The following is an 18,608-nucleotide window of genomic DNA, read 5'->3' as shown; positions in this document are numbered from 1 at the left end:
TCCGATAGTAGTCCTAAGTTTCTGGCCGGATCTCAGACCAGCCCGCTCGTCAGCGCTCCGACCACCGCGCACCAGGCGATGACGACCGCCCCGGCGAACCCCGCGCAGAACCATCGCGTCACGGGGCGCCGACGGTACGCCGCCAGCACCGGCACGGAGCCCGCGGTCCCCAGCGCGAGGAGGAACAGTCCCAGCCACCGGTTCACCATCATCACCGCCACGAACAGCCCGGAGAACACCCCGCCGGCGAGCAGCGCCACCAGCGCCGCGACGGCGACACCGGTGAACCACGGCGGATACCGCGGCGGGAACGACCGGGGCGCGCTCACGTGCGGGCGCGCTCGTAGAGGGCCAGGGCTGCGGCCGTCGCGACGTTGAGCGAGTCCGTGCCGCGCGACATCGGGATCCGGGCGCGGACATCCGCCGCGGCCATCGTCTCCGGGGTGAGGCCGGGTCCCTCGGCGCCCACGAGGTACGCGACCCGGTCCGGGGTGCCGGCGACCGCGCCGGCCACCGTCGTCTCGCCCGACGGGGTGAGCGCCACCGTCCGGAACCCGTTCCGCGACAGCAGCGACAGGCCGTCCCCGGGCCAGCCGTCCGCGGGCAGGTGCGCGAAGGGCACCAGCAGCACGTGCCCCATCGACACCCGCACCGCGCGCCGGTACAGCGGGTCCGAGCAGCGCGGACCGAACAGCACGGCGTCGGCGCTCAGGCCCGCGCCGTTGCGGAAGATCGAGCCCAGGTTCTCGTGATCGTTGACGCCCTCGAGCACGACGACGGTGCGCGCCCCGGCCAGCAGGTCCGCCACTGCGAGCGGTTCGGGCCGCCGCGCCGCGGCGAGCACGCCACGATTGAGGTGGAAGCCGACCACCCGCGCCATGAGGTCCGCGGTCACGAGGTAGCGCGGCACGTCCGGCGCGACGCCTCCGAGGCGCGCGAGCTTCGACTCGACCCCCATGATCGCGTGCGGCACGAACCGCGACGCCAGCATCCGCTCCACCACGGGCACGCCCTCGGCGAGCACCACGCCGCGTGCCAGATCGGGTCGCCTGTCCGCCGCCGACAGGTCGCGGAAGTCGTTCAGCCGCGGGTCATCCGCGTCGTGAATCGGATAAATCGGTTGCGCCTGCACACCACCAGCCTAATATCGGGCCACGTGATCGAGATCCGTACCGCCGTCGAGGCCGACTGGCCGGAGATGTTCGCGCAGGACGTGCGCGCCTTCGGCTCCCCGTTCGAGACCGAGGCGCGCCCGCTGATCCGGCGCACGCTCGACCTCGACCGGTTCGTCGTCGCACGGGACAGCTCCGACGGTGCCCTGGTCGGCGTCGCGGGGTCCTTCGCGCTGACCCTGACGGTGCCCGGCGGCGCACAGCTGGACGCGCCGGGCGTCACGTGGGTGTCGGTGGCGCCCAGCCACCGGCGGCTGGGCGTCCTGCGGAGCATGCTCGACGAGCTGCACGCCCGCTACCGCGCCGAGGGCGCCGCCGTGGCGGTCCTCACCGCCAGCGAGGGCACGATCTACGAGCGGTTCGGCTACGGCGTCGCGACCCTGGTCGACGAGGTGACGATCGCGCGCCGCACCGCGCGCCTGCGCGATCCGCTCCCCGGTCCGCTGCGCTCCCGCGCGGTCGAGGCCGACGCGGCCCGCGAGCGCGTCGAGGAGCTGTACCGCCGCTGGCACGCCGCGACACCGGGATCCGTCTCGGCGGAGCAGTTCTGGGAGCTGTTCCACGCGGATCCCGAGTGGGCGCGCTGGGGCGGCTCGGCCCGCCGGTACCTGCTGCACCCCGACGGCTTCGTGACCTACCGGGTGGACGAGAAGGACCGGGCGCAGCTCGACGACGTCAAGGCGCTGACCGACGACGCGGCCGCCGACCTCTGGCAGACCGTGTTGGGACTGGACATCTTCGACGTGGTGACCGCCGACCTGCCCTCGGACCATCCGCTCCGCGAGATGCTCGTCGACCCGCGGTCGGTGAAGACCACCGACCGCAAGGACCGGCTGTGGCTGAAGTTCCTGGACGTGCCGGCGGCGCTCGAGGCCCGCACCTACGCGAGCGACGGCGACCTCGTGCTCGCGGTCGACGGGGTCCCGTACCGGCTCACCGTCTCCGACGGCACGGCGCGCTGCCGGGCGACGGAGGAGGCACCGTCGGTCTCGATGACCGGGCCCACCCTGGCCGGCCTGTACCTGGGCGCGACGGCGCCGAGCACGCTGGACCGCGCCGGGCGGTTCGCCGGAGAAAGCACCGCGCTGCGGATTTTCTCGACCTCCCGGCAACCGGAACTCGGCACGTCGTTCTAACCCGCCGAGAAATTCATCCCATGAATAAGTAATTGCCCGAGAAAAGGAACGGCCCTATCGGAATCAATCCGATAGGGCCTGATGATGAAACCGGGTGAATCCGCCTTACTTCTCCTCGGCCGCAATGAGTCCGTTGAGAATGTCCACGGCGCCGTTCAGCGTGGACCGCTGCTCCGCGGTGAGGTCCGCGAGCTTGCCGCGCAGCCACGCCTCGCGCGCCGCGGCCTCGCCCGTGATGACCCGTTCGCCCTCGTCCGAGAGGCTGACGATCACCTGACGCCCGTCCGTGGGGTGCGGAGCTCGCCGCACCAGCCCCAGGTCCGCGAGGGATGCGATGACCCGCGTCATCGACGGCGGCTGCACCCGCTCGCGGGCGGCGAGTTGGCCCGGCGTGAGCGGCCCGTCGTTCGCAAGAGCGTTGAGTGCGGAGAGCTGCGTCAAGGAGACGAGCGAATCACGCCGCCGGCCACGCAAGTGGCGGGCGAACCGCACGGTGGCCAGCGCGAGTTCTCCAGCCAGCCGATCGTCATTGTCAGTCACGGCGTTAGACTACATCCGTCAGAATGTTTTCCGCGCACGAACCCCGGGAGAACCCGTGAACCTTCAAGGAAGCGATCCCGAACACGCCACGGAAGCCCCTGAACTTCCCCGCGCTCTCACCGAACCGCGCCCGGTCGTGATCGCCGGAACGGTCTTGTTCGCAGCATTCTTCGTCGTCGCGCTGCTCGCCCGGAACACCTTCGGCGCGGCCTGGATCGTGTGCGCGTGCGGCATCGGGGTCGGGGTTCTCGGCGCGACGGTGCTCACCCTGCAGCGTCGGGCGGCCCTCCGGGGCGATCGAGGGGCGCAGCGCGGGCTGGTCTGATCCGGCGCAACACCGCCGCGCGCACCGCGAGTCCCAGCGCCACCACCACCAGCCCGATCGCCCAGCCGGCCAGAACGTCGGTCATCCAGTGCGCCGCGAGGTACACCCTGCTCAGGCCGATCGCGATCGAGCCCGCGAGAGCGGCGGCGAGCGGCCACCGCCGGCCCGTGAGGGCGTGGGCGGCCACCGCGAGGGTCGTGAGCACCACCATCGAGTTCAGCGCGTGCCCGGACGGGAAACTGAGACTGTCGATCTGGAGCAGCCGCGGCGGGATCGGCGGGCGCTCCCGACCGAGGGCGTTCTTGACCGCGATCATGAGGAAGAGCCCCGACAGCGAGGTCAGGCCGCAGTACAGCGCCCACTCGATCCGGCCGCGGTACAGGAGGACGAGGAAGCCCACGATCGCGATCGCGAACATCGGGATCGTGTTGCCCACTGTGGTGATCGCTCGGACCACCGCCGTCAGGGCCTCGGACCGGATCGACACGACCCAGTCGAGCACCGCGCGGTCGACCGGATTGGGCCAGGCACCGTCCTGCATCACCATCGCCCCGACTGTACGTGCAGGACACCCCCCACGAGAACGTACGGCACCCGCCGCGCGCCGGCGGCCACCCGCACGATCAGCTCGTCGTGGATCTCCGTCTCCGGTGCGTCCGGCAGCTCGCCGAGGGCCTGCGCCAGCGTCACCCCGGGATGCGCGCCACGTACGAACCGGTCACCGCCGCTGACGATCTCGATCGGCTCCGCACTCGCCAGCGGCAGGTCGAGGGTGTCCGCGAGGTCCACCGCCACGTCGAGTCCGCCGAACACCAGGCCATCGGCGGTGAACCTCGCGTGCGGCACGTCGAGCACCGCGGCGGCCTCCGCGTCGAGGACCGCGCCGTCGATGCCCCGTACCCGGGCGGGCAACCGCGCCAGGCGATGTCCCGCGATCGCCCGGTGCGCCGCGGACACCACCGCGGGGGTCGGCGACCGGTCCGGGTCGGCCAGCCCGTCGGCGAGGACCTGCGCGTCCGCCCCGCCGCGCACCGCGGTGAACAGGGCCGCGCGCAGACGCCCCGCATCGGGATGGGTGCACGGGTCCAGCAGGCCGGCGAAGGTCCCGTCGTCGGGAGAGCGCAGGCTCCCCAGGGCCGTGCGCGTGCGCAGCCACCACGCCGTGTAGCCGTCCGGATCGTCCAGCACGCCCGGCAGTTCCGCGATCAGCGCCAGCGCGGGGTCCCAGTGCTCGACCAGGTCCAGGTCGCGCACCGCGACCAGCTCGTCCGGCTCGCCGGGCAGGTGCGCCCACCAGTCCTCGGCGCCGTCGAGGCTCGGCTCCGGTTCCGTCGGCAGCGCCTCGCGGAGCACGCCGAAGGACCAGCCCACCCCGATCGCCCGCAGCGCCGCGGCGGGGTGTCGCGCCTCGAAGTCCGGGTCGACGGTGCCGTACGGGTGGTCCGCCCCGAGCGCGGCCCGCAGCGGCGCCCCGGCGGCCAGGAGCTCGTCCGCGGGGTACAGCGCACCGTCGTCGCCCGGGACCGGGAGCGCGCCCAGCCAACCGGGCCCGACGATGCCGTCCTCCCCCAGCAGGCCCAGCACGGCCTCGGTGAGCTCGACGTCCTCGTCGGAGGGCCCCGCCTCCCAGTCGATCCGGCCGACCTCCTCACGGAGCGCGGGATCGCCGAGCAGGTCCGCGGCCGCGAGCCGGCGGGCACCGGCCCGCTCCAGCAGCGGGTGCTGCGCGGCCGGATGCACGACGCGGGCCCAGGTGACGAGGGCGAGCGCATCGGCGCCGCCCGCGACGAGCGCCGCGCCGCGCGCACCGGTGACGACACGGCCGTCGGCGAGCGGGACCGGCAGCGCGCCGAGATCGTCCGCAGACAGGCGTGCCGCGTCGAGCGCCCCGTACACCCCTGCGTACCAGCCGGGTTCGCGATCGCGGGGCATCGCGTCGGCGAGGTCGGCGGCGGTCAGCTCGCGCGCACCGAGCGCGATCAGCCGCGCCGCGTCGGGCGCCGACGAGAACGCCGGCGGCACCAGCGGCAGGGTCTCGGACAGCAGCGCGAACAGCTCGTCGGTGAGCCCCGGCAGCACCGCGGCGCGGTCCGGGCGCAGCCGCGCACCGTCGGGCCCGGGGACCCAGGCGTGCCCGCGCAACTCGTCCTCGATCACCTCGCGGAGCAGCGCGTCGACGGCCCCGGCGGGCGGGCGGCGCGGTGGGAGCAGGGGCATCGGGTCGGGCCGGGAGGCGACGAAGGCGGCGTAGCCGCGGGCCGCGCGCGCGATGTCGGCATCCGGGTGCAGGCGGCGGCGGTCGGGCGTGGTCGGCAGGTCGGCGATGACCCGCACGGGCAGGGTCAGCGGCTCGTCGGTGCGGGTCGGCGCGTGCAGGAACCGCGCGTCTGCGCCGATCACCCAGCGCGCGTGCGGGCCGTGTCCCTCGACCAGGTCGGGACGCCCGGTCCGCTCCCCCTCGACGACGACCGCGGCCAGCGCGGGCAGGTCCAGCAGGAGGTCCTCGGCCTGTTCGGCGAACTCGCCGACCAGCGCGGGATCCGCGCCCACCAGCACGATCTCGGTGGCGAAGCCCGCGCGGGGCGGCGTGTCCAGCGGGTAGGGCAGCCGCATCACGGCGACCTCGGCCCGGCCGGCGTCGGCGCGTGAGCGTTCCGCGGAGAACGCGATCCCGCCCTCCGCGGAACGGATCTCGACGTGATCGGTCACCGTGAGGACCGCGGCGAAGCCGACGCCGAACCTGCCGACGGAGCCCGCGGCACCGTCGGCCTTCGGGGAGACGCGCAGGGCGGCGAGCGAGGCCACGCCCGCCGTGGACAGCGGCGTACCGGTGTTGGCGACGTGCACCCCGTCGGGCTCGGCCCAGACGGCCAGCTCGCCCGGGACGCCGGCCGCGGTCGCGGCGTCGGCGGCGTTCTGCGCCAGCTCGACGGCGACCCGGTCGCGATAGCCGACGTCGACCAGATCGCACTCGGAGGCGAGGTCCTCGGCCGCGCGGGTGGGCGAATCACGCCAGGCGGCGAGCACGGCCGCCCGCAGCGCGGCGGTCCCGAAGGGGTCCCGCTCAGCCGTGTTCGACAGGGACCTTCTCCACTGCGCCGTCGTCGTAGGGCTCGTAGGCCGGGCTCCCCTGGCCCGACGGTGCCGCCACCGACGAGTGCGCGCCGCAGCCGTAGTGCGCGTGCACGACGTGCCCGTCGGCCGAGTACTCGTTGCCGCACGCGCCGAACGCCGCGCCCAGCACGCCGGCCAGCGGCAGGAAGAAGGCGCAGTCGCCGCAGTGGTACCGGGTGGAGCGGGCCATCTCCGACTCGGGGCCGAACGCTCCGGCCAACCACCGCTCCGCCGCGTCCACGCGGCCGATCCGGGACATCACGCGCTCGAGGTTCACACCGATCTCGCCGGCCACCTCGTCGACCGCCGGGTCGCCCGAGAGGGTGTACCCGGGCTCGATGCGCTCGTCGGCCTCCCGGGGCGGCAGCACGTCGCCCGGAGCGAGGTCGCCCGCGCGGACCCGCCGATCCCACGGCACCCACTCGGGGGCGGTCAGGGACCCGGGGCCGGGCAGCAGCGCCGTCTCGGACACCGTCAGCTCGCCACCGGGCGTGGCGGCGATGACGGCGCACCACTGCCAGCCGCGGTACGCGGGCAGGTTCGCCTCGAAGTAGTGGGCCACGGCGAACTCGTCCTCGACGACCGTGGCCACGTGCGCACCCACCGGCGCGCCCTCCTCGGCTTCCAGCACGGCACGCGCGAGGTCGACCGCGGCACCTGACTGCAATGCGGAACTCACCTGAGTGATTGTGCCGGACGCCGGGATCGCCGGTGCACGCGGGCGGCGAACGACCGGTGTCGGCGGCGCCGTCGCCGATGCGGAACAATGGTCCGCGTGAGCGGTCATCCGGGGCAGCAGCAGTATCCCCCCGACGAGCCCCGGCGCCGTCCGGGGTCGGTTCCGCGTGCGCACAGCGGGCAGTCGCCGCGGCAGGGGCCACCGTCGAACGGCGAACCGCACCGCCCGCAGTACGTGTCCAACCATCACCTCCCTCCCCTCGAGGACACCCCGACCCCGTCCGAGCGGCGCGCGACCGAGGACGAGCAGCGGCGGATGCCGCGCAAGATCACCGTCACCCGCGTGGCGGCGATGCGCGGGCGCGAGATCACCGAGGCCGGGATCGCGAAGTGGCACCGGGCCACCACCGCCGACGGTGCCGACAAGTCCGGTCTGACCGCGCTCACCTACCCGGTGATCCTCAACAACGCCGTCGACGCCGCGATGATGGTCGCGCTGGCCAACACCCTGTTCTTCGCGGCGGCGCAGGCCGAGTCCAAGTCGAAGGTCGCGCTGTACCTGCTGGTGAACATCGCGCCCTTCGCGATCATCGCGCCGTTCATGGGACCGCTGCTCGACCGCATCCAGCACGGCCGGCGGATGGCCCTCGCGGCGTCCTTCGTGATCCGCGTCGGGCTCGCGGTGCTGCTCATCACGAACTGCTCGTACGACCCGGTCGCGAACACCGTGAACTTCGATCCCTGGGTGCTCTATCCCTGCGCGCTCGCGATGATGGTGATGAGTAAATCGTTCTCGGTGCTCAAGTCCGCGGTCGTGCCGCGGGTGTTGCCACCGTCGATCGACCTCGCCCGGGTGAACTCGCGGCTGACCCTGTTCGGGCTGGTGGCGGGCACGGGCCTCGGCGGCGCGATCGCGTCCGGCGCCGAGTTCGGGCTCAGCCGGATGCTGCACATCCCCGGCGGCATGTACGCGCTGATGGCGTTCGCGGTGGCCGGAGCGGTGCTGTGCATGCGCATCCCCAAGCGGGTCGAGAACACCTCCGGCGAGGTCCCGACCACGCTGTCCTACACCGGTGCCATGGCGCGCGAGGCCGAGCAGGAGACCGAGACCGGCCGCGCGAAGCTGGGCGCCGCCTTCAAGAACCTGCGCGCGCCGCTGGGCCGCAGCGTCGTGACCGGACTGTGGGGAAACACCACGATCCGCGTGCTCACCGGCTTCCTCACCCTGTACATCGCGTTCTACAGCAAGGCGCAGACGGCGGCCGGCGGCGATCCGTTCGCCTCGCTCGCGATGATCGGCGCGGTCGGCGCCGCCGCGGGGGTGGGCAACTTCATCGGCAACGGCATCGGCGCGCGGCTGCAGCTGCCCCGGCCTGCGCGCATCGTCGTGCAGACGACGATCGCCGCCACCGTCGGCGCGATCGTCGCGGCGGTGTTCGGCAACATCGTGGTGGTCGCCGCGGTCACCTTCATCGCCTCGGGTGTGTCCGCGTTGGGGAAGGTCTCACTCGACGCGTCGATCCAGGACGACCTGCCCGACGAGTCCCGCGCCTCGGCCTTCGGCCGCTCGGAGACCGCGCTGCAGCTCGGCTGGGTCGGCGGTGCCGCGCTCGGCGTGCTGCTGCCGCCCACGCTGTGGATCGGCTTCGCCACCGTCGCCGCGATCATGGTCGTGGGCACTCTGCAGACGGTCCTCACCTACCGGGGCGGCTCGCTCATCCCGAACTTCGGCGGCAAGCGCCCCGAACACGTGCCGCCCACCATGAACACCCACCCACGATGAACGGGGTCGCTCGATGATCAAGCCCAGCCGGAACGTCCTCATCGCCGGGGTGGTGTTCATCGTCGCAGCGGCCGTGCTGTTCGCGTTCACGATCAGCGCCGCGCTGGACAAGCGGGCCGAGCCGCGCCCCCGCCCGGCGCTCCACGCCACCGTCGGGGAAACGAAGGTGGACGTCGGACCGATGCTGTACTGCACCGATGTCCGCACACAGCAGTGCGATCGCGTCGTCGGTGCGATCAGGATGCCCATGACAGCCGGGCAGGCGATCGTGATCTCGCTCCCCGACTACATCACCGAGCGCCCGTGGGACATGCGGATCGAACGGTTCGACACCCGCATCGGGGACTGGAAGGTCGAACAGGTCACCCACGTGAAGCCGACCGCAGCGACCCTCGTCCTGAAGTCCACGGAGGAACTGCGGCTCGCCACCGTCACCATCAGCGTGCCGTCGTCCGTCGAGGACTCTTCGGGGAATCTGCTCGCTCAGGCGTCGTGGGGAATCAACACCCTCCCCGACGACGTCGCGACGAAGCTCGCCCCGTCGCAGTAGCCGCACACCGCACCACGGTCGGTTCGGGTGCGGCTGTATTCCCGCAACCATTCCCGGTCGCACCCGGCGTGCCGGCTGCGTGCGTGTGTTTCGGGTGCGGATGCCCTGTGGATGAATACGCGGCCCGTGTTGCGCAGCGCTGCCGCCCTGTGGATGAACGGCTCCGGCCGCCGATGTCCCACGATCACGTGCGGTTGAATCAGCCGCATGGGGGAGATCATGCCGCGGGCGCACCTGCGGTCCATCGGCTGGAGCAGCAACAAGATCACCAAGGCGGTGCGGGATCAGACGCTGATCCGCCCCGCGCCGGGTGCCTACATCGAAGCCGCATCCCTCGACGCCGATGCACTGTATCGACTCAAGGTCGTGGCGACCATGCGCCGCCGCGCCGGCGCCGCCAGTCACCAGAGCGCCGCCGCGCTGCACGACATTCCCTGGTTCGAGCCGGACCGTTCACTGGTACACATCACTGTCGACCGGCGGCAGGGCGGCGGTTCCCGCGGCAAGGTCTTCCTGCACCCGCGTCCGCTCCCGTCGGACGACATCGTCGAGGTGGCCGGGGTCGTCGCGACCTCACGCATCCGGACCGCGCTCGACGGTGCCTTGACCGGCAACCTGGTTCGCGCGGTCATCGGTTTCGACGCGATTCGGCTCAAGCGGCGGTATCCCCGACCGGAGGACCCGGATCCGATTCCCTACGGCGAGATCGAAGCGTGCATGGCACTGATGGGGCGTCGGCGCGGCTGCGACATCGCACGCAGGGGACTTGCACTGTCGGTGGACAAGAGCGAGTCCGCCGGCGAGTCGTGGGCGCGGATGCAGATGTTCGCGTGGGGGCTGCCGACACCGGAGCTGCAGATCCGCTACGACCTCGACGGCTCCACCTACTACGCCGACTTCACCCTCGGCGAGGCACTCATCGCCGAGTTCGACGGCAAGGGCAAGTACGGCGACACCGACGAGGAGAAGGAAGAGGCGCTCGAACGCGAGAAGACGCGACAGGAGGCGTTCGAGAGGGCCGGTTTCGAAGTGATCAGGTTCGGCTGGCCGGTCCTGAAGCGCGACGGTGCCCTCCGCGCCCTTCTCGCACCGTCACTGCGCCGGCACGGGATCCTCGAAGCCGACTGAGGCTGGCAGAACAGGTGCGAATGCTTCGTCACCGGGCGAAACCGGTGCGGAGGCCGCCAGCGGCCGGGCGAATCGGGTGCGGACAGACTCGCGCACCCGATTCGCGCGGTCGCACCCGGCATGACGGGTGCGCTCGGGCGTACAGGGTGCGGATGGCTTCCCGCACCCGAAATGCCCGTCCTACGCCGCTTCCGCACCCGTTCCACCCGGCCGGACACAACGAACCGGCGCTGAACTACGAATCCAACTCCCGGGCGATCTCGCGGAGCACCTTGGCGATCTGCTCGGAGGCCTTGCGGTCGGGGTAGCGGCCCCTGCGCAGCTCGGGCTGCACGCCCGCGTCGAGCAGCTGGATCATGTCCTCGATGAGCACGTTCAGATCCTCGGCAGGACGACGGTTCGCCGCGGGCCGGCGGCCGCGCGCAGCACTCGCGCCCGCACCCGCACCCGCGCCACGCGAGACCGACGGGGCCGGCTCGAGCACGGTCACCGTCAACGCCTGCGGGCCGCGACGACCCGCGGCCATGCTGAACTCGACCCGCTGGCCCTGCCGGAGGCCGTCGGCACCGTCGGGCAGCGCGGAAGAACGGACGTAGACGTCCTCCCCGCCCTCCTGGGAGAGGAATCCGAAACCCTTGTCCGTGTCGTACCACTTGACCTTGCCGGTAGGCATGTCTTCGTCACCTGCTCTGCGCTCAAAGAACAACAAAACGCGCCCCGCGAACTGCGAGACGCACTGGGACTAGTCTAGACGTGTGGGCAAGTCCGTTTCCGTCGCCGTCTCCGTGTCGATCGCGCTGTTCGCGATCGGATTGATCGCGATCATCGCCCTGTTCGTCACTCCCCTCCTCGCGCACGGCGGCACCGCACCCACCTGGGTGTACGCACTGACCCCGCTGACCCCGGTCGGCTTCCTCGTGGGTGTGGTCGCCGTGATCCTGGGAGGCCGCGCCGAGGACCGCGAGTAGCGGACATGAAACCCCTCATCGACACGTACGGCCGCGTGGCACGCGACCTGCGCGTCTCGCTGACCGATCGGTGCAACCTCCGCTGCACCTACTGCATGCCCGCCGAGGGACTGCAGTGGCTGGCCGGCGAGCACGTCCTGACGGGGCCCGAGATCGACCGGCTCATCACCATCGCGGTGCGCGACCTGGGCATCACCGAGGTCCGATTCACCGGCGGTGAGCCGCTGTTGCGGGCGGACCTGGACCGGATCGTGGCGCACGCCGCTGCGCTGGAGCCGCGTCCGGAGATCTCGCTGACCACGAACGGACTCTCCCTCGCGCGGCACGCCCGGAAACTCGCCGGCGCCGGGCTGGACCGCGTCAACGTCTCCCTCGACACCGTCGACCGCGAGGAGTACGCCCGGGTCACCCGGCGCGACCGCCTCGACGACGCCCTGGCCGGACTGCGGGCCGCCGCATCCGCCGGACTCACCCCGGTCAAGGTCAACGCCGTCCTGGGCCCGGGGCGCCTCGGCGACGCGCGTCCCCTGCTGCGCCTGTGCCTCGACGCGGGCTACGAGCTGCGGATCATCGAGCACATGCCGCTCGACGCCGACCACACCTGGGATCGGGCCACGATGATCACGGCCGAGCACATCCTCGCCGAGCTGCGCCGCGAGTTCGTCCTCACGCCGGACGGCGAGCCCCGGGGCAGTGCGCCGGCCGAGCGCTTCCTGGTGGACGGCGGACCGTCGACGGTGGGCGTCATCGCGTCCGTGACGCGCCCCTTCTGCGGCGACTGCGACCGCGTCCGGCTCACCGCCGACGGTCAGATCCGTACCTGTCTGTTCGCCGCCGACGAGACCGACCTCAAGCCTCTGCTCCGCAGCGGCGCCTCCGACGAGGAGATCGGTGACGCGTGGGCCGCGGCGATGCTCGGCAAGCAGGCGGGCCACGGCATCGACGACCCGACCTTCCTGCAGCCCACGCGCACGATGAGCGCGATCGGTGGCTGACACGTGCTGATCCGCTACTTCGCCGCCGCCCGCGCGGCCGCGGGGGTCTCCGAGGAGACCGTCCCCATGCCCGACGGTGCCTCTGTCGCCGAGGTGGCCGACCTCCTGACCGCCCGCCACCCCGAGCTGGGCCGCGTGCTCACGCGCTGCAGTTACCTGCTCGATGAGGTCGCCGTCCGCGACCTCGAGGCGCCGGCGACGGGGTCGATGCTCGACGTGCTCCCACCCTTCGCGGGCGGCTGATCCTTCCGACACCGGCTCGTGACATCCATCACACTCCACAAAATCACGGTCCGGTAACGGTTGGGCCACGGGCCGGGGTCTGTTACCGTCGCTGAGGGCCGCAGCAGTGGCCACCCGATCGGTCGCAGCGCAGAGCTTCGTCCAGTGTCCGTTTCGGGGAACGCACCATGATCTACACCTGGACGAAGGCGGAGGAACCACCGCGGCCGCAAATGCCGCAGGGCACACGCCCTAGGGGTCAAGCCAGCAATGGCCGAGCAGCCTCTCGCTCGAACCCGACAGCTAACTTCGCACGCGCGTAGAGAGGGAATGACTTCACACGATGACCGCTCGTCACCGCAAGCAGTCCACCACCAGCCTGAGCGCCGCCAAGATCGCCGCCGCCGGCGCGATGCTCGGTGGCGCGGGTCTCGCGCTCGCCGCCCCCGCCGCGAACGCCGCACCCGATTCCCAGTGGGACCAGGTCGCCGCGTGCGAGTCGGGCGGCAATTGGGCCATCAACACCGGCAACGGCTACCACGGCGGCCTCCAGTTCAGCCCGTCGACGTGGGCCGCATACGGCGGCACGCAGTACGCGCCCACCGCCAACCAGGCCACCCGCGCGCAGCAGATCGCGATCGGCGAGAAGGTCCTCGCAGGCCAGGGCAAGGGCGCATGGCCGTCGTGCGGTACCGGCCTCGGTGCCGCGACCCAGCGCACCGTCTCCCCCACCGAGACCTCGAACACCACGCGTCCGGTCACCAAGCCGGTGACCCCGGCCGCGCAGAAGCCCGTCGCCAAGCCCGCCACCCCGGCGGCGCAGAAGCCGGCTGCCAAGCCCGCCGTGAAGCCCGCGGCCAAGCCCGTCGCGAAGCCGGCCGTCAAGCCGGCGCAGAAGCCGGTCGCCGGCCAGACCGCGAACTCGGCCTACGTCCAGCAGGTCATCGCGCAGGCCCAGAACGGCGGCAAGCAGGTCGACCCGGCCGTGCTCGCCATGCTGCAGCAGGCCGCGGCCAAGGGCTACTGAGCCTCCACACACGCTTCCCCCGAAGGGACCGACGGCATCGCCGTCGGTCCCTTCGTTCTTTCACCCCATGCTCGCACGCTGTGAACTGCGACACACCGAATCGATCACGAGGAGGTAACGTTTTGCAGTCGCACATCATCTGCTAGGTTCTTGTCGATCACATTTCGTGACTGCAAAGCACAGTAGGAAGAGAGCCAGGATGACTGCTCGCCCCCGCACCTCGCGCACTGCCGGCAAGATCGCCGCAGTCGGCGCACTGATCGCCGCCGCGGGCCTCGTCGTCGCAGCTCCGGTCTCCGCCGCGCCCGGCTGCCCGTGCGCGAACCCCACCCCCGTGCCGACGCCCGCACCGGGCGCAGCGGCCCCCGCGGCCGCGAAGCCCGCCCCGGCGAAGCCGGCGGCCGGCACTCCCGCCCGGCCCGGCTCGGTGAACGTTCCCGGCGTCGGCGCGGTCGTCATTCCCGGTGTGGGCGGGGTCGGCGGTTCGACGGTGCCCGGGCTCGGCGCCGTCGGCACGGGAACCGGCGCGGTCGCCCCCGCCACGGGCACCCGCCCGGCAGCACCGCGCGGCACCGGCAACGGCACCGGCAACGGAGCGGGCGTCGTGGCGCCGGTCGGCGTGGGCGCCGTCGCGCCCGCGGTCGGCGCAGTGGTGCCCGTCGGTACCGGCACCGTCGCCCCGCGCGGCACCGGCGTGGTGGCGCCTCGCGGCACCGGCACCGTCGCGCCCGTCACGGGGGCGGTCGCACCCCGCGGAGTCGGCACCATCCCCGGCGGCCTGGGTGGCCCGGCCATCGCGGGCGTCGGCGGCGTCCCCGTCGGCGCTCCCGGCGCGGGTATCGGCGGCGTGATCGGCCGCCCCGGGCATCCGCTCGCTCCCGGCGACAACGGCGGCATCGACGGGGTCGGCGTGACCGGCACCAGCTCGGGCGTCAAGCCCGTGCGGCCCGTCGTGCCCGCGACGGCGAACGTCCCGTCGCGCCCGGCGAATCCGGGCGCCACGATCCCCGACGGCGTGCTCGGCGTCCCGGTGGTCCCCGGACACCTCGGTGTCCCCCTGTTCACTCCGCGCCCGTGCGACCCCACGAAGGTCACCACGTGCGCGTAGTTCCGGTCACCTCGTAACGAACCGGCATCGAGTGGGTCGGCGGCTACGCGCTGCCGACCCATTCGTCTGTTCCGTCCCCGAACAGCTGGTGCTTCCAGACGGGCAGCGCCTCTTTCACGGCGTCGACGATCCGCGCGCAGGTCGCGAAGGCAGCGGCGCGGTGATCCGCCGACACGGCGACCACCAGCGCGGCGTCGCCGATCGCCAACGGGCCCACGCGGTGCGACACGGCGACCGCCCGCACTCCCTGCGCGGCGTCCGCTTCGGCCTGCACGACCTCGGCGAGGACCCGCCCGGCGCTGGGGTGCGCCGAGTACTCCAATCGCGTCACGCCGCGGCCCCCGTCGTGATCGCGGACGGCGCCGACGAAACCCACGACCGCGCCCGCCTCGGCGCGCGTCACCGCCGCCTCGTGCGCGGGCAGGTCGATGGGGTCCTCGGTGACCTGCGCGATGACGACCTCAACCATGATCGCCGCCGCGGATCTGGTCCAGCGCGTGCAGCAGCACCCCGTCGAGCACCTCCAGCCCGTCGCGGACACCGCCGGTGGACCCGGGCAGGTTCACCACCAGCGAGGATCCCGCGACGCCGGCGAGCCCGCGGCTGAGCACGGTCGTCGGGACGTCCGGCAGGCCCGACGTGCGGATGGCGTTGGCGAGGCCGGGGATCTCGAAGGTGAGCGCACCGCGCGTCTCCTCGGGCGTGCGATCGGTCGGCGTGAGGCCGGTGCCGCCCGTCGTGAGCACGACGGCGTCGCCGCGCCGGACGGCGGACCGGATGGCTGCGCCCACCTCCTCGCCGTCGGGCACGACGACGGGGCCGTAGACCTCGAAGCCCCGCTCACCGAGCCAGGCTGCGATGAGGGGGCCGGTGGTGTCCGCACGCTCGCCGAGGGCGGCGCGGGTGGAGGCGACCACGACGGTGGCGCAGCGGTCGCGGGACGGTCGGAGCGGTTCGGTCATCATCTCTCCCAGTGGCCGGTCTTGCCGCCGTCCTTGGTGAGCACGCGGATGTCCGTCATGACCGCGGCCGGGTCGAGGGCCTTGACCATGTCGTGCAGGGTCAGGCCCGCGACCGACACCGCGGTGAGCGCCTCCATCTCGACGCCCGTACGGCCGGTGCAGCGCACGGTGGCGGTGACGGTGATCTCCGTTCCCGAGGGCTCGAGGTCCACGGTGACCCCCGAGATCGGCAGCGGGTGGCACAGCGGGATCAGGTCGGCGGTGCGTTTGACCGCCATGATCCCCGCGATGCGGGCGGTGGCGAGCACGTCGCCCTTGGGGACCGCACCGTCGGCGATGGCCGCGATGACGGTCTCGGTGGTACGGAAGGTCCCGGCCGCGACCGCGGTGCGCGCGGTCACGTCCTTGCCGGACACGTCGACCATGCGGGCGGCACCCGTGGCGTCGACGTGCGAGAGCTCTCCGGTCAGCGGTTGATCTTCGTCGACGGGTGCACGTACGGGATGTGCGCCTGCGGGAACTCGACCTCGCCGAACGGCGACATCGCGCCGACCACCGGGGCGGCCAGCTCGTTCACGGCGTGGGCGGCATGGCCGTCGTTCGCCTGCGGCCAGCCGTTGTCGACGTAGCCGGGCTTCTTCGCATTCGAGGTCTCAGACACGCCGCTATTCTGACATGCCGCGGTGTCTAGGCTGTATCGGTGAGCAGTATTGCGGCGTCGGCCGCCCCCGCGGCGCTCCTCGCGGAGTGGTTGCGCGGCCGCGACGACGCGGAGATCACGGCCCTCCTCGACGCCCGCCGCGACGTCGCGACGCCGGTCCCCGCGGGTTTCCCGGTGCTCGCGAGCCGTCTGCTCAGCCCCTCATCGCTGGGCCGGGTGTCCGAGCATCTCACCCTGTTGGACCTGGCCGTCCTGGAACTCGTGCTCGCCGAGTCGGGGATCGACCTCGACGCGCTGGCCCGCCGGCTCCGCGGCCGGGCACTGAAGAAGCAGGTCGCCGCGTCGGCGGGCAAGCTCGTCGGGCTGGCCCTGATCCGGGGCGAGCAGGAGCTGCACACCGCGCCCGCCGTCCGGGAGGCCGTCCCGTGGCGGACGGCGCAGCTGATCGCCCCGCCGGACCTCGCGGACATCGACGCCGCCCTCGCGGTCGCGGGCGAGGACGAGCGGGCCCTACTGGACCGACTCGCGGAGGGCTCGCCGCTGGGCCGGACCGCCGCCGCGGGCCCCGGTACATCGACCGAGCATCCGGTGCAGCGGATGCTCGCATCCGGGCTGCTGGCCCGCGTCGATCACCAGACCGTCGAGCTGCCGTGGGAGGTCCGCGCCCGACTGCGGGGCGAGTTGCCGCTGGGCGCCTCCCTCAAGCCGCCCGTGCTCGACGGTCCGCCCGTCCCCGGCGTCGACGGTGCCGGCGCGGTCGCCGCTCTGGAGCTGCTGCGCCACGCCGACGACGTGCTGGGCGTGCTGGGCGCAGTCCCCGCGCAGCGGGTGAAGGCGGGTGGCATCGGGATCCGCGAGCTGCGCCGCGTCGCGAAGGCGGCGGGCCTGCCCGAGGAGCGCGCCGCGCTCCTCCTGGAGCTGCTCGCGGCCGCGGCGCTGATCGCGGAGGGCGAACTGGACGGCGAGGAGGATTCGGTGTTCGCGCCGACCGTCGCGGTCGACGAGTGGCAGCGGTCCGAGCCCGCGGACCGCTGGGCGCTGCTCGCCCGCACCTGGTTGGACCTGCGGCGACAGCCCGCGCTGATCGGCACCCGCGGTGAGGAGGGCATCGTCGGTCCGCTGCACCGGGCGGCGCGCAGCACCGTCGCCCCGCAGGACCGCGCGGCCGTGCTCGACGCCCTGGCCCTCGCCCCGGAGGGCACCGCCCCGGCGACGGCCGACCTGCACGCCGCGACCCGGTACGCGCACCCGTCCTGGTACCGCAGGCTGACGCTGCAGGCGATCGCGGACATCGTCGAGCAGGCGCAGGTGGTGGGCCTCGTGGCGGGCGGCGCGCTGACGGCCGCCGGCCGCGCGGCCCGCACCACCGATCCCGCGCAGGCGATGGCTGCGGCGTTGCCGAAGCCGGTCGAGGAGTTCCTGCTCCAGGCGGACCTGACACTGACGATCCCCGGTCCCACGACGCACGACTTCGCGGCGTCCGTCGCGCTGGTCGCCGACCTGGAGTCCGCGGGCGGCGCGGCCGTGTACCGCGTGACGGACGCCTCGGTGCGCCGGGCACTCGACGCCGGGCGCACCTCCGCCGAGGTGCACGCCTTCTTCGCCGCGCACGCGGTGACGCCGGTGCCGCAAGGCCTCACCTACCTGGTCGACGACGTCGCGCGCCGGCACGGTGCCCTGCGCGCGGGCGTCGCGGGCTCGTTCCTCCGGTCCGACGACCCCGCCCTCGTCGCAGCGGTCCTCGCCTCCCCCGCGGCGGAGGCGCTCGCGCTGCGGGCCGTCGCCCCGACGGTGCTCATCGCCCAGGTCACGCTGTCGGACCTGGTTGCCGGCCTGGCCGCCGCGGGCTTCAACGCGGCCGCCGAGGACTCGCGCGGCGTCGTCGTCGACCTGCGCCCGTCCGCCGTACGGCTGCCCCCGCCCCGGTCCCGGCCGCCGGCGGCGCGGCCCACGCTCGAGCAGTTGGCCGACGCCGCGGTGCAGATCCGCCGGCAGGACGCCCCGTCGGACGACGGTGCCGGCGTCTCCGGCCGGGAGCTGATGGAGCTGCTCCAGTCCGCGGCCGGCGACGGCCGATCCGTCCGGCTGGGCTACGTGGATGCGAACGGGGTGTTCACGCGGCACGTCGTGGTGCCCGAGTCGGTGCGGCACGGTCAGCTCACGGCGGTCGACGGTGACTCTCCCCGCCGGTTCGCCCTGCATCGCGTGACCACCGCGGAGTACGCCGAGTAGGTCGCAA

22 protein-coding genes and 1 riboswitch are annotated in these 18,608 nt (G+C 73.0%); of the genes, 11 read left to right on the top strand and 11 right to left on the bottom strand.

Annotation, left to right across the window (positions count from 1 at the left end; translation table 11 throughout):
* Positions 1–32 precede the first annotated feature (32 nt).
* Together AXK60_RS22295 and AXK60_RS22290 are read right to left on the bottom strand one after the other, a co-directional pair.
* Entirely contained in the window at positions 33–329 is a 297-nt protein-coding gene (locus tag AXK60_RS22295; protein ID WP_068574613.1) for a DUF2537 domain-containing protein, read from the bottom strand.
* A complete protein-coding gene (locus tag AXK60_RS22290) occupies positions 326–1,132 on the bottom strand; it encodes a TrmH family RNA methyltransferase (RefSeq protein WP_068574610.1) in 807 nt (268 codons plus the stop codon). Before AXK60_RS22290 ends, AXK60_RS22295 begins: the two co-directional genes overlap by 4 nt.
* Before the next feature lie 24 nt (positions 1,133–1,156).
* Here AXK60_RS22290 and AXK60_RS22285 point away from each other — a divergent pair, with 24 nt between their 5' ends.
* Positions 1,157–2,308 carry a GNAT family N-acetyltransferase gene (locus tag AXK60_RS22285; protein WP_068574608.1) on the top strand — a complete coding sequence of 384 codons (1,152 nt, stop codon included), beginning with the start codon at positions 1,157–1,159 and terminating at the stop codon, positions 2,306–2,308.
* 105 nt (positions 2,309–2,413) lie between these two features.
* On the opposite strand, the gene AXK60_RS22280 is transcribed toward AXK60_RS22285, so the two are convergent.
* Complete coding sequence (locus AXK60_RS22280) at positions 2,414–2,848, bottom strand: MarR family winged helix-turn-helix transcriptional regulator (RefSeq protein ID WP_068574607.1); 435 nt, start codon at positions 2,846–2,848, stop codon at positions 2,414–2,416.
* A gap of 55 nt (positions 2,849–2,903) precedes the next feature.
* On the opposite strand from AXK60_RS22280, the gene AXK60_RS22275 reads away from it, so the two are divergent.
* Positions 2,904–3,173 carry a DUF2530 domain-containing protein gene (locus AXK60_RS22275; RefSeq protein WP_068982564.1) on the top strand — a complete coding sequence of 90 codons (270 nt, stop codon included), beginning with the start codon at positions 2,904–2,906 and terminating at the stop codon, positions 3,171–3,173.
* Here AXK60_RS22275 and AXK60_RS22270 read toward each other — a convergent pair.
* The 3 genes from AXK60_RS22270 to AXK60_RS22260 are packed head-to-tail and all read right to left on the bottom strand — an operon-like array spanning position 3,112 to position 6,966.
* Positions 3,112–3,720 carry a phosphatase PAP2 family protein gene (locus AXK60_RS22270; protein ID WP_068574603.1) on the bottom strand — a complete coding sequence of 203 codons (609 nt, stop codon included), beginning with the start codon at positions 3,718–3,720 and terminating at the stop codon, positions 3,112–3,114. The two genes, AXK60_RS22275 and AXK60_RS22270, sit on opposite strands and share 62 nt — an antisense overlap.
* Complete coding sequence (locus AXK60_RS22265; protein ID WP_068574601.1) at positions 3,714–6,200, bottom strand: sacsin N-terminal ATP-binding-like domain-containing protein; 2,487 nt, start codon at positions 6,198–6,200, stop codon at positions 3,714–3,716. The genes AXK60_RS22270 and AXK60_RS22265 overlap by 7 nt, the downstream gene beginning before the upstream one ends.
* A gap of 37 nt (positions 6,201–6,237) precedes the next feature.
* Positions 6,238–6,966 (bottom strand): DUF3027 domain-containing protein, encoded by a 729-nt coding sequence (locus tag AXK60_RS22260; protein ID WP_068574599.1) that lies wholly within the window; start codon positions 6,964–6,966, stop codon positions 6,238–6,240.
* A gap of 87 nt (positions 6,967–7,053) precedes the next feature.
* Between AXK60_RS22260 and AXK60_RS22255 the strand changes: the two genes are divergently transcribed.
* The 3 genes from AXK60_RS22255 (at position 7,054) to AXK60_RS22245 (ending at position 10,426) form a co-directional block, all read left to right on the top strand.
* Positions 7,054–8,748, top strand: a complete 1,695-nt coding sequence (locus AXK60_RS22255; protein ID WP_068574597.1) for an MFS transporter — start codon at positions 7,054–7,056, stop codon at positions 8,746–8,748.
* A gap of 13 nt (positions 8,749–8,761) precedes the next feature.
* Positions 8,762–9,298 carry a DUF2771 family protein gene (locus AXK60_RS22250; RefSeq protein WP_068574594.1) on the top strand — a complete coding sequence of 179 codons (537 nt, stop codon included), beginning with the start codon at positions 8,762–8,764 and terminating at the stop codon, positions 9,296–9,298.
* A gap of 207 nt (positions 9,299–9,505) precedes the next feature.
* On the top strand, positions 9,506–10,426 hold the full coding sequence (locus AXK60_RS22245) for a hypothetical protein (protein ID WP_068574593.1): 921 nt from the start codon (positions 9,506–9,508) through the stop codon (positions 10,424–10,426).
* A gap of 235 nt (positions 10,427–10,661) precedes the next feature.
* On the opposite strand, the gene AXK60_RS27860 is transcribed toward AXK60_RS22245, so the two are convergent.
* Positions 10,662–11,099 carry a cold-shock protein gene (locus AXK60_RS27860; protein ID WP_068574591.1) on the bottom strand — a complete coding sequence of 146 codons (438 nt, stop codon included), beginning with the start codon at positions 11,097–11,099 and terminating at the stop codon, positions 10,662–10,664.
* 82 nt (positions 11,100–11,181) lie between these two features.
* Here AXK60_RS27860 and AXK60_RS22235 point away from each other — a divergent pair, with 82 nt between their 5' ends.
* The 5 genes from AXK60_RS22235 to AXK60_RS22215 all read left to right on the top strand — a co-directional run bounded on the left by AXK60_RS22235 (position 11,182) and on the right by AXK60_RS22215 (position 14,746).
* Positions 11,182–11,394, top strand: coding sequence for a hypothetical protein (locus AXK60_RS22235; protein ID WP_068574589.1), 213 nt, complete (start codon positions 11,182–11,184; stop codon positions 11,392–11,394).
* 5 nt (positions 11,395–11,399) lie between these two features.
* Positions 11,400–12,389 carry a GTP 3',8-cyclase MoaA gene (gene moaA / locus AXK60_RS22230; protein WP_068574587.1) on the top strand — a complete coding sequence of 330 codons (990 nt, stop codon included), beginning with the start codon at positions 11,400–11,402 and terminating at the stop codon, positions 12,387–12,389.
* 3 nt (positions 12,390–12,392) lie between these two features.
* Positions 12,393–12,632, top strand: a complete 240-nt coding sequence (locus AXK60_RS22225; RefSeq protein WP_068574586.1) for a MoaD/ThiS family protein — start codon at positions 12,393–12,395, stop codon at positions 12,630–12,632.
* A 151-nt stretch (positions 12,633–12,783) separates the two neighbouring features.
* Positions 12,784–12,945: riboswitch (cyclic di-AMP (ydaO/yuaA leader) on the top strand.
* A gap of 9 nt (positions 12,946–12,954) precedes the next feature.
* Positions 12,955–13,638 (top strand): transglycosylase family protein, encoded by a 684-nt coding sequence (locus AXK60_RS22220; protein WP_068574584.1) that lies wholly within the window; start codon positions 12,955–12,957, stop codon positions 13,636–13,638.
* Positions 13,639–13,837: 199 nt separating this feature from the next.
* The gene (locus tag AXK60_RS22215) at positions 13,838–14,746 is read left to right on the top strand and encodes a hypothetical protein (protein WP_068574581.1); all 909 of its coding nucleotides are present in this window, start codon (positions 13,838–13,840) and stop codon (positions 14,744–14,746) included.
* Between the two features lie 43 nt (positions 14,747–14,789).
* Here the strand turns inward: AXK60_RS22215 and AXK60_RS22210 are convergent, their stop codons facing one another.
* The 4 genes from AXK60_RS22210 to AXK60_RS22195 are packed head-to-tail and all read right to left on the bottom strand — an operon-like array spanning position 14,790 to position 16,369.
* A complete protein-coding gene (locus AXK60_RS22210) occupies positions 14,790–15,215 on the bottom strand; it encodes a molybdenum cofactor biosynthesis protein MoaE (protein ID WP_068574579.1) in 426 nt (141 codons plus the stop codon).
* Entirely contained in the window at positions 15,208–15,708 is a 501-nt protein-coding gene (locus AXK60_RS22205) for a MogA/MoaB family molybdenum cofactor biosynthesis protein (protein WP_068574577.1), read from the bottom strand. Before AXK60_RS22205 ends, AXK60_RS22210 begins: the two co-directional genes overlap by 8 nt.
* The gene (moaC, locus tag AXK60_RS22200; RefSeq protein ID WP_068574575.1) at positions 15,708–16,133 is read right to left on the bottom strand and encodes a cyclic pyranopterin monophosphate synthase MoaC; all 426 of its coding nucleotides are present in this window, start codon (positions 16,131–16,133) and stop codon (positions 15,708–15,710) included. The genes AXK60_RS22205 and moaC overlap by 1 nt, the downstream gene beginning before the upstream one ends.
* 41 nt (positions 16,134–16,174) lie before the next feature.
* Positions 16,175–16,369 carry a hypothetical protein gene (locus AXK60_RS22195; protein ID WP_068574572.1) on the bottom strand — a complete coding sequence of 65 codons (195 nt, stop codon included), beginning with the start codon at positions 16,367–16,369 and terminating at the stop codon, positions 16,175–16,177.
* 39 nt (positions 16,370–16,408) lie between these two features.
* On the opposite strand from AXK60_RS22195, the gene AXK60_RS22190 reads away from it, so the two are divergent.
* On the top strand, positions 16,409–18,601 hold the full coding sequence (locus AXK60_RS22190; protein ID WP_068574569.1) for a helicase-associated domain-containing protein: 2,193 nt from the start codon (positions 16,409–16,411) through the stop codon (positions 18,599–18,601).
* The last annotated feature ends 7 nt before the right edge of the window (positions 18,602–18,608 follow it).

The organism is Tsukamurella pseudospumae, assembly GCF_001575195.1.
In the GTDB taxonomy this organism is placed as follows: domain Bacteria; phylum Actinomycetota; class Actinomycetes; order Mycobacteriales; family Mycobacteriaceae; genus Tsukamurella; species Tsukamurella pseudospumae.
Note: the sequence above shows the minus strand (reverse complement) of the source record. Positions and strands in the feature narration are given on the sequence as shown.

Excerpts from the sequence above, each read along its gene's own strand:
- moaA (WP_068574587.1), top strand. The coding sequence starts at position 11,400 with ATGAAACCCCTCATCGACACGTACGGCCGCGTGGCACGCGACCTGCGC.
- AXK60_RS22215 (WP_068574581.1), top strand. The coding sequence starts at position 13,838 with ATGACTGCTCGCCCCCGCACCTCGCGCACTGCCGGCAAGATCGCCGCA.
- AXK60_RS22270 (WP_068574603.1), bottom strand. The coding sequence starts at position 3,720 with ATGGTGATGCAGGACGGTGCCTGGCCCAATCCGGTCGACCGCGCGGTG.
- AXK60_RS22220 (WP_068574584.1), top strand. The coding sequence starts at position 12,955 with ATGACCGCTCGTCACCGCAAGCAGTCCACCACCAGCCTGAGCGCCGCC.
- AXK60_RS22250 (WP_068574594.1), top strand. The coding sequence starts at position 8,762 with ATGATCAAGCCCAGCCGGAACGTCCTCATCGCCGGGGTGGTGTTCATC.
- AXK60_RS27860 (WP_068574591.1), bottom strand. The coding sequence starts at position 11,099 with ATGCCTACCGGCAAGGTCAAGTGGTACGACACGGACAAGGGTTTCGGA.
- AXK60_RS22255 (WP_068574597.1), top strand. The coding sequence starts at position 7,054 with ATGGTCCGCGTGAGCGGTCATCCGGGGCAGCAGCAGTATCCCCCCGAC.
- AXK60_RS22245 (WP_068574593.1), top strand. The coding sequence starts at position 9,506 with ATGGGGGAGATCATGCCGCGGGCGCACCTGCGGTCCATCGGCTGGAGC.
- AXK60_RS22205 (WP_068574577.1), bottom strand. The coding sequence starts at position 15,708 with ATGACCGAACCGCTCCGACCGTCCCGCGACCGCTGCGCCACCGTCGTG.
- moaC (WP_068574575.1), bottom strand. The coding sequence starts at position 16,133 with ATGGTCGACGTGTCCGGCAAGGACGTGACCGCGCGCACCGCGGTCGCG.
- AXK60_RS22210 (WP_068574579.1), bottom strand. The coding sequence starts at position 15,215 with ATGGTTGAGGTCGTCATCGCGCAGGTCACCGAGGACCCCATCGACCTG.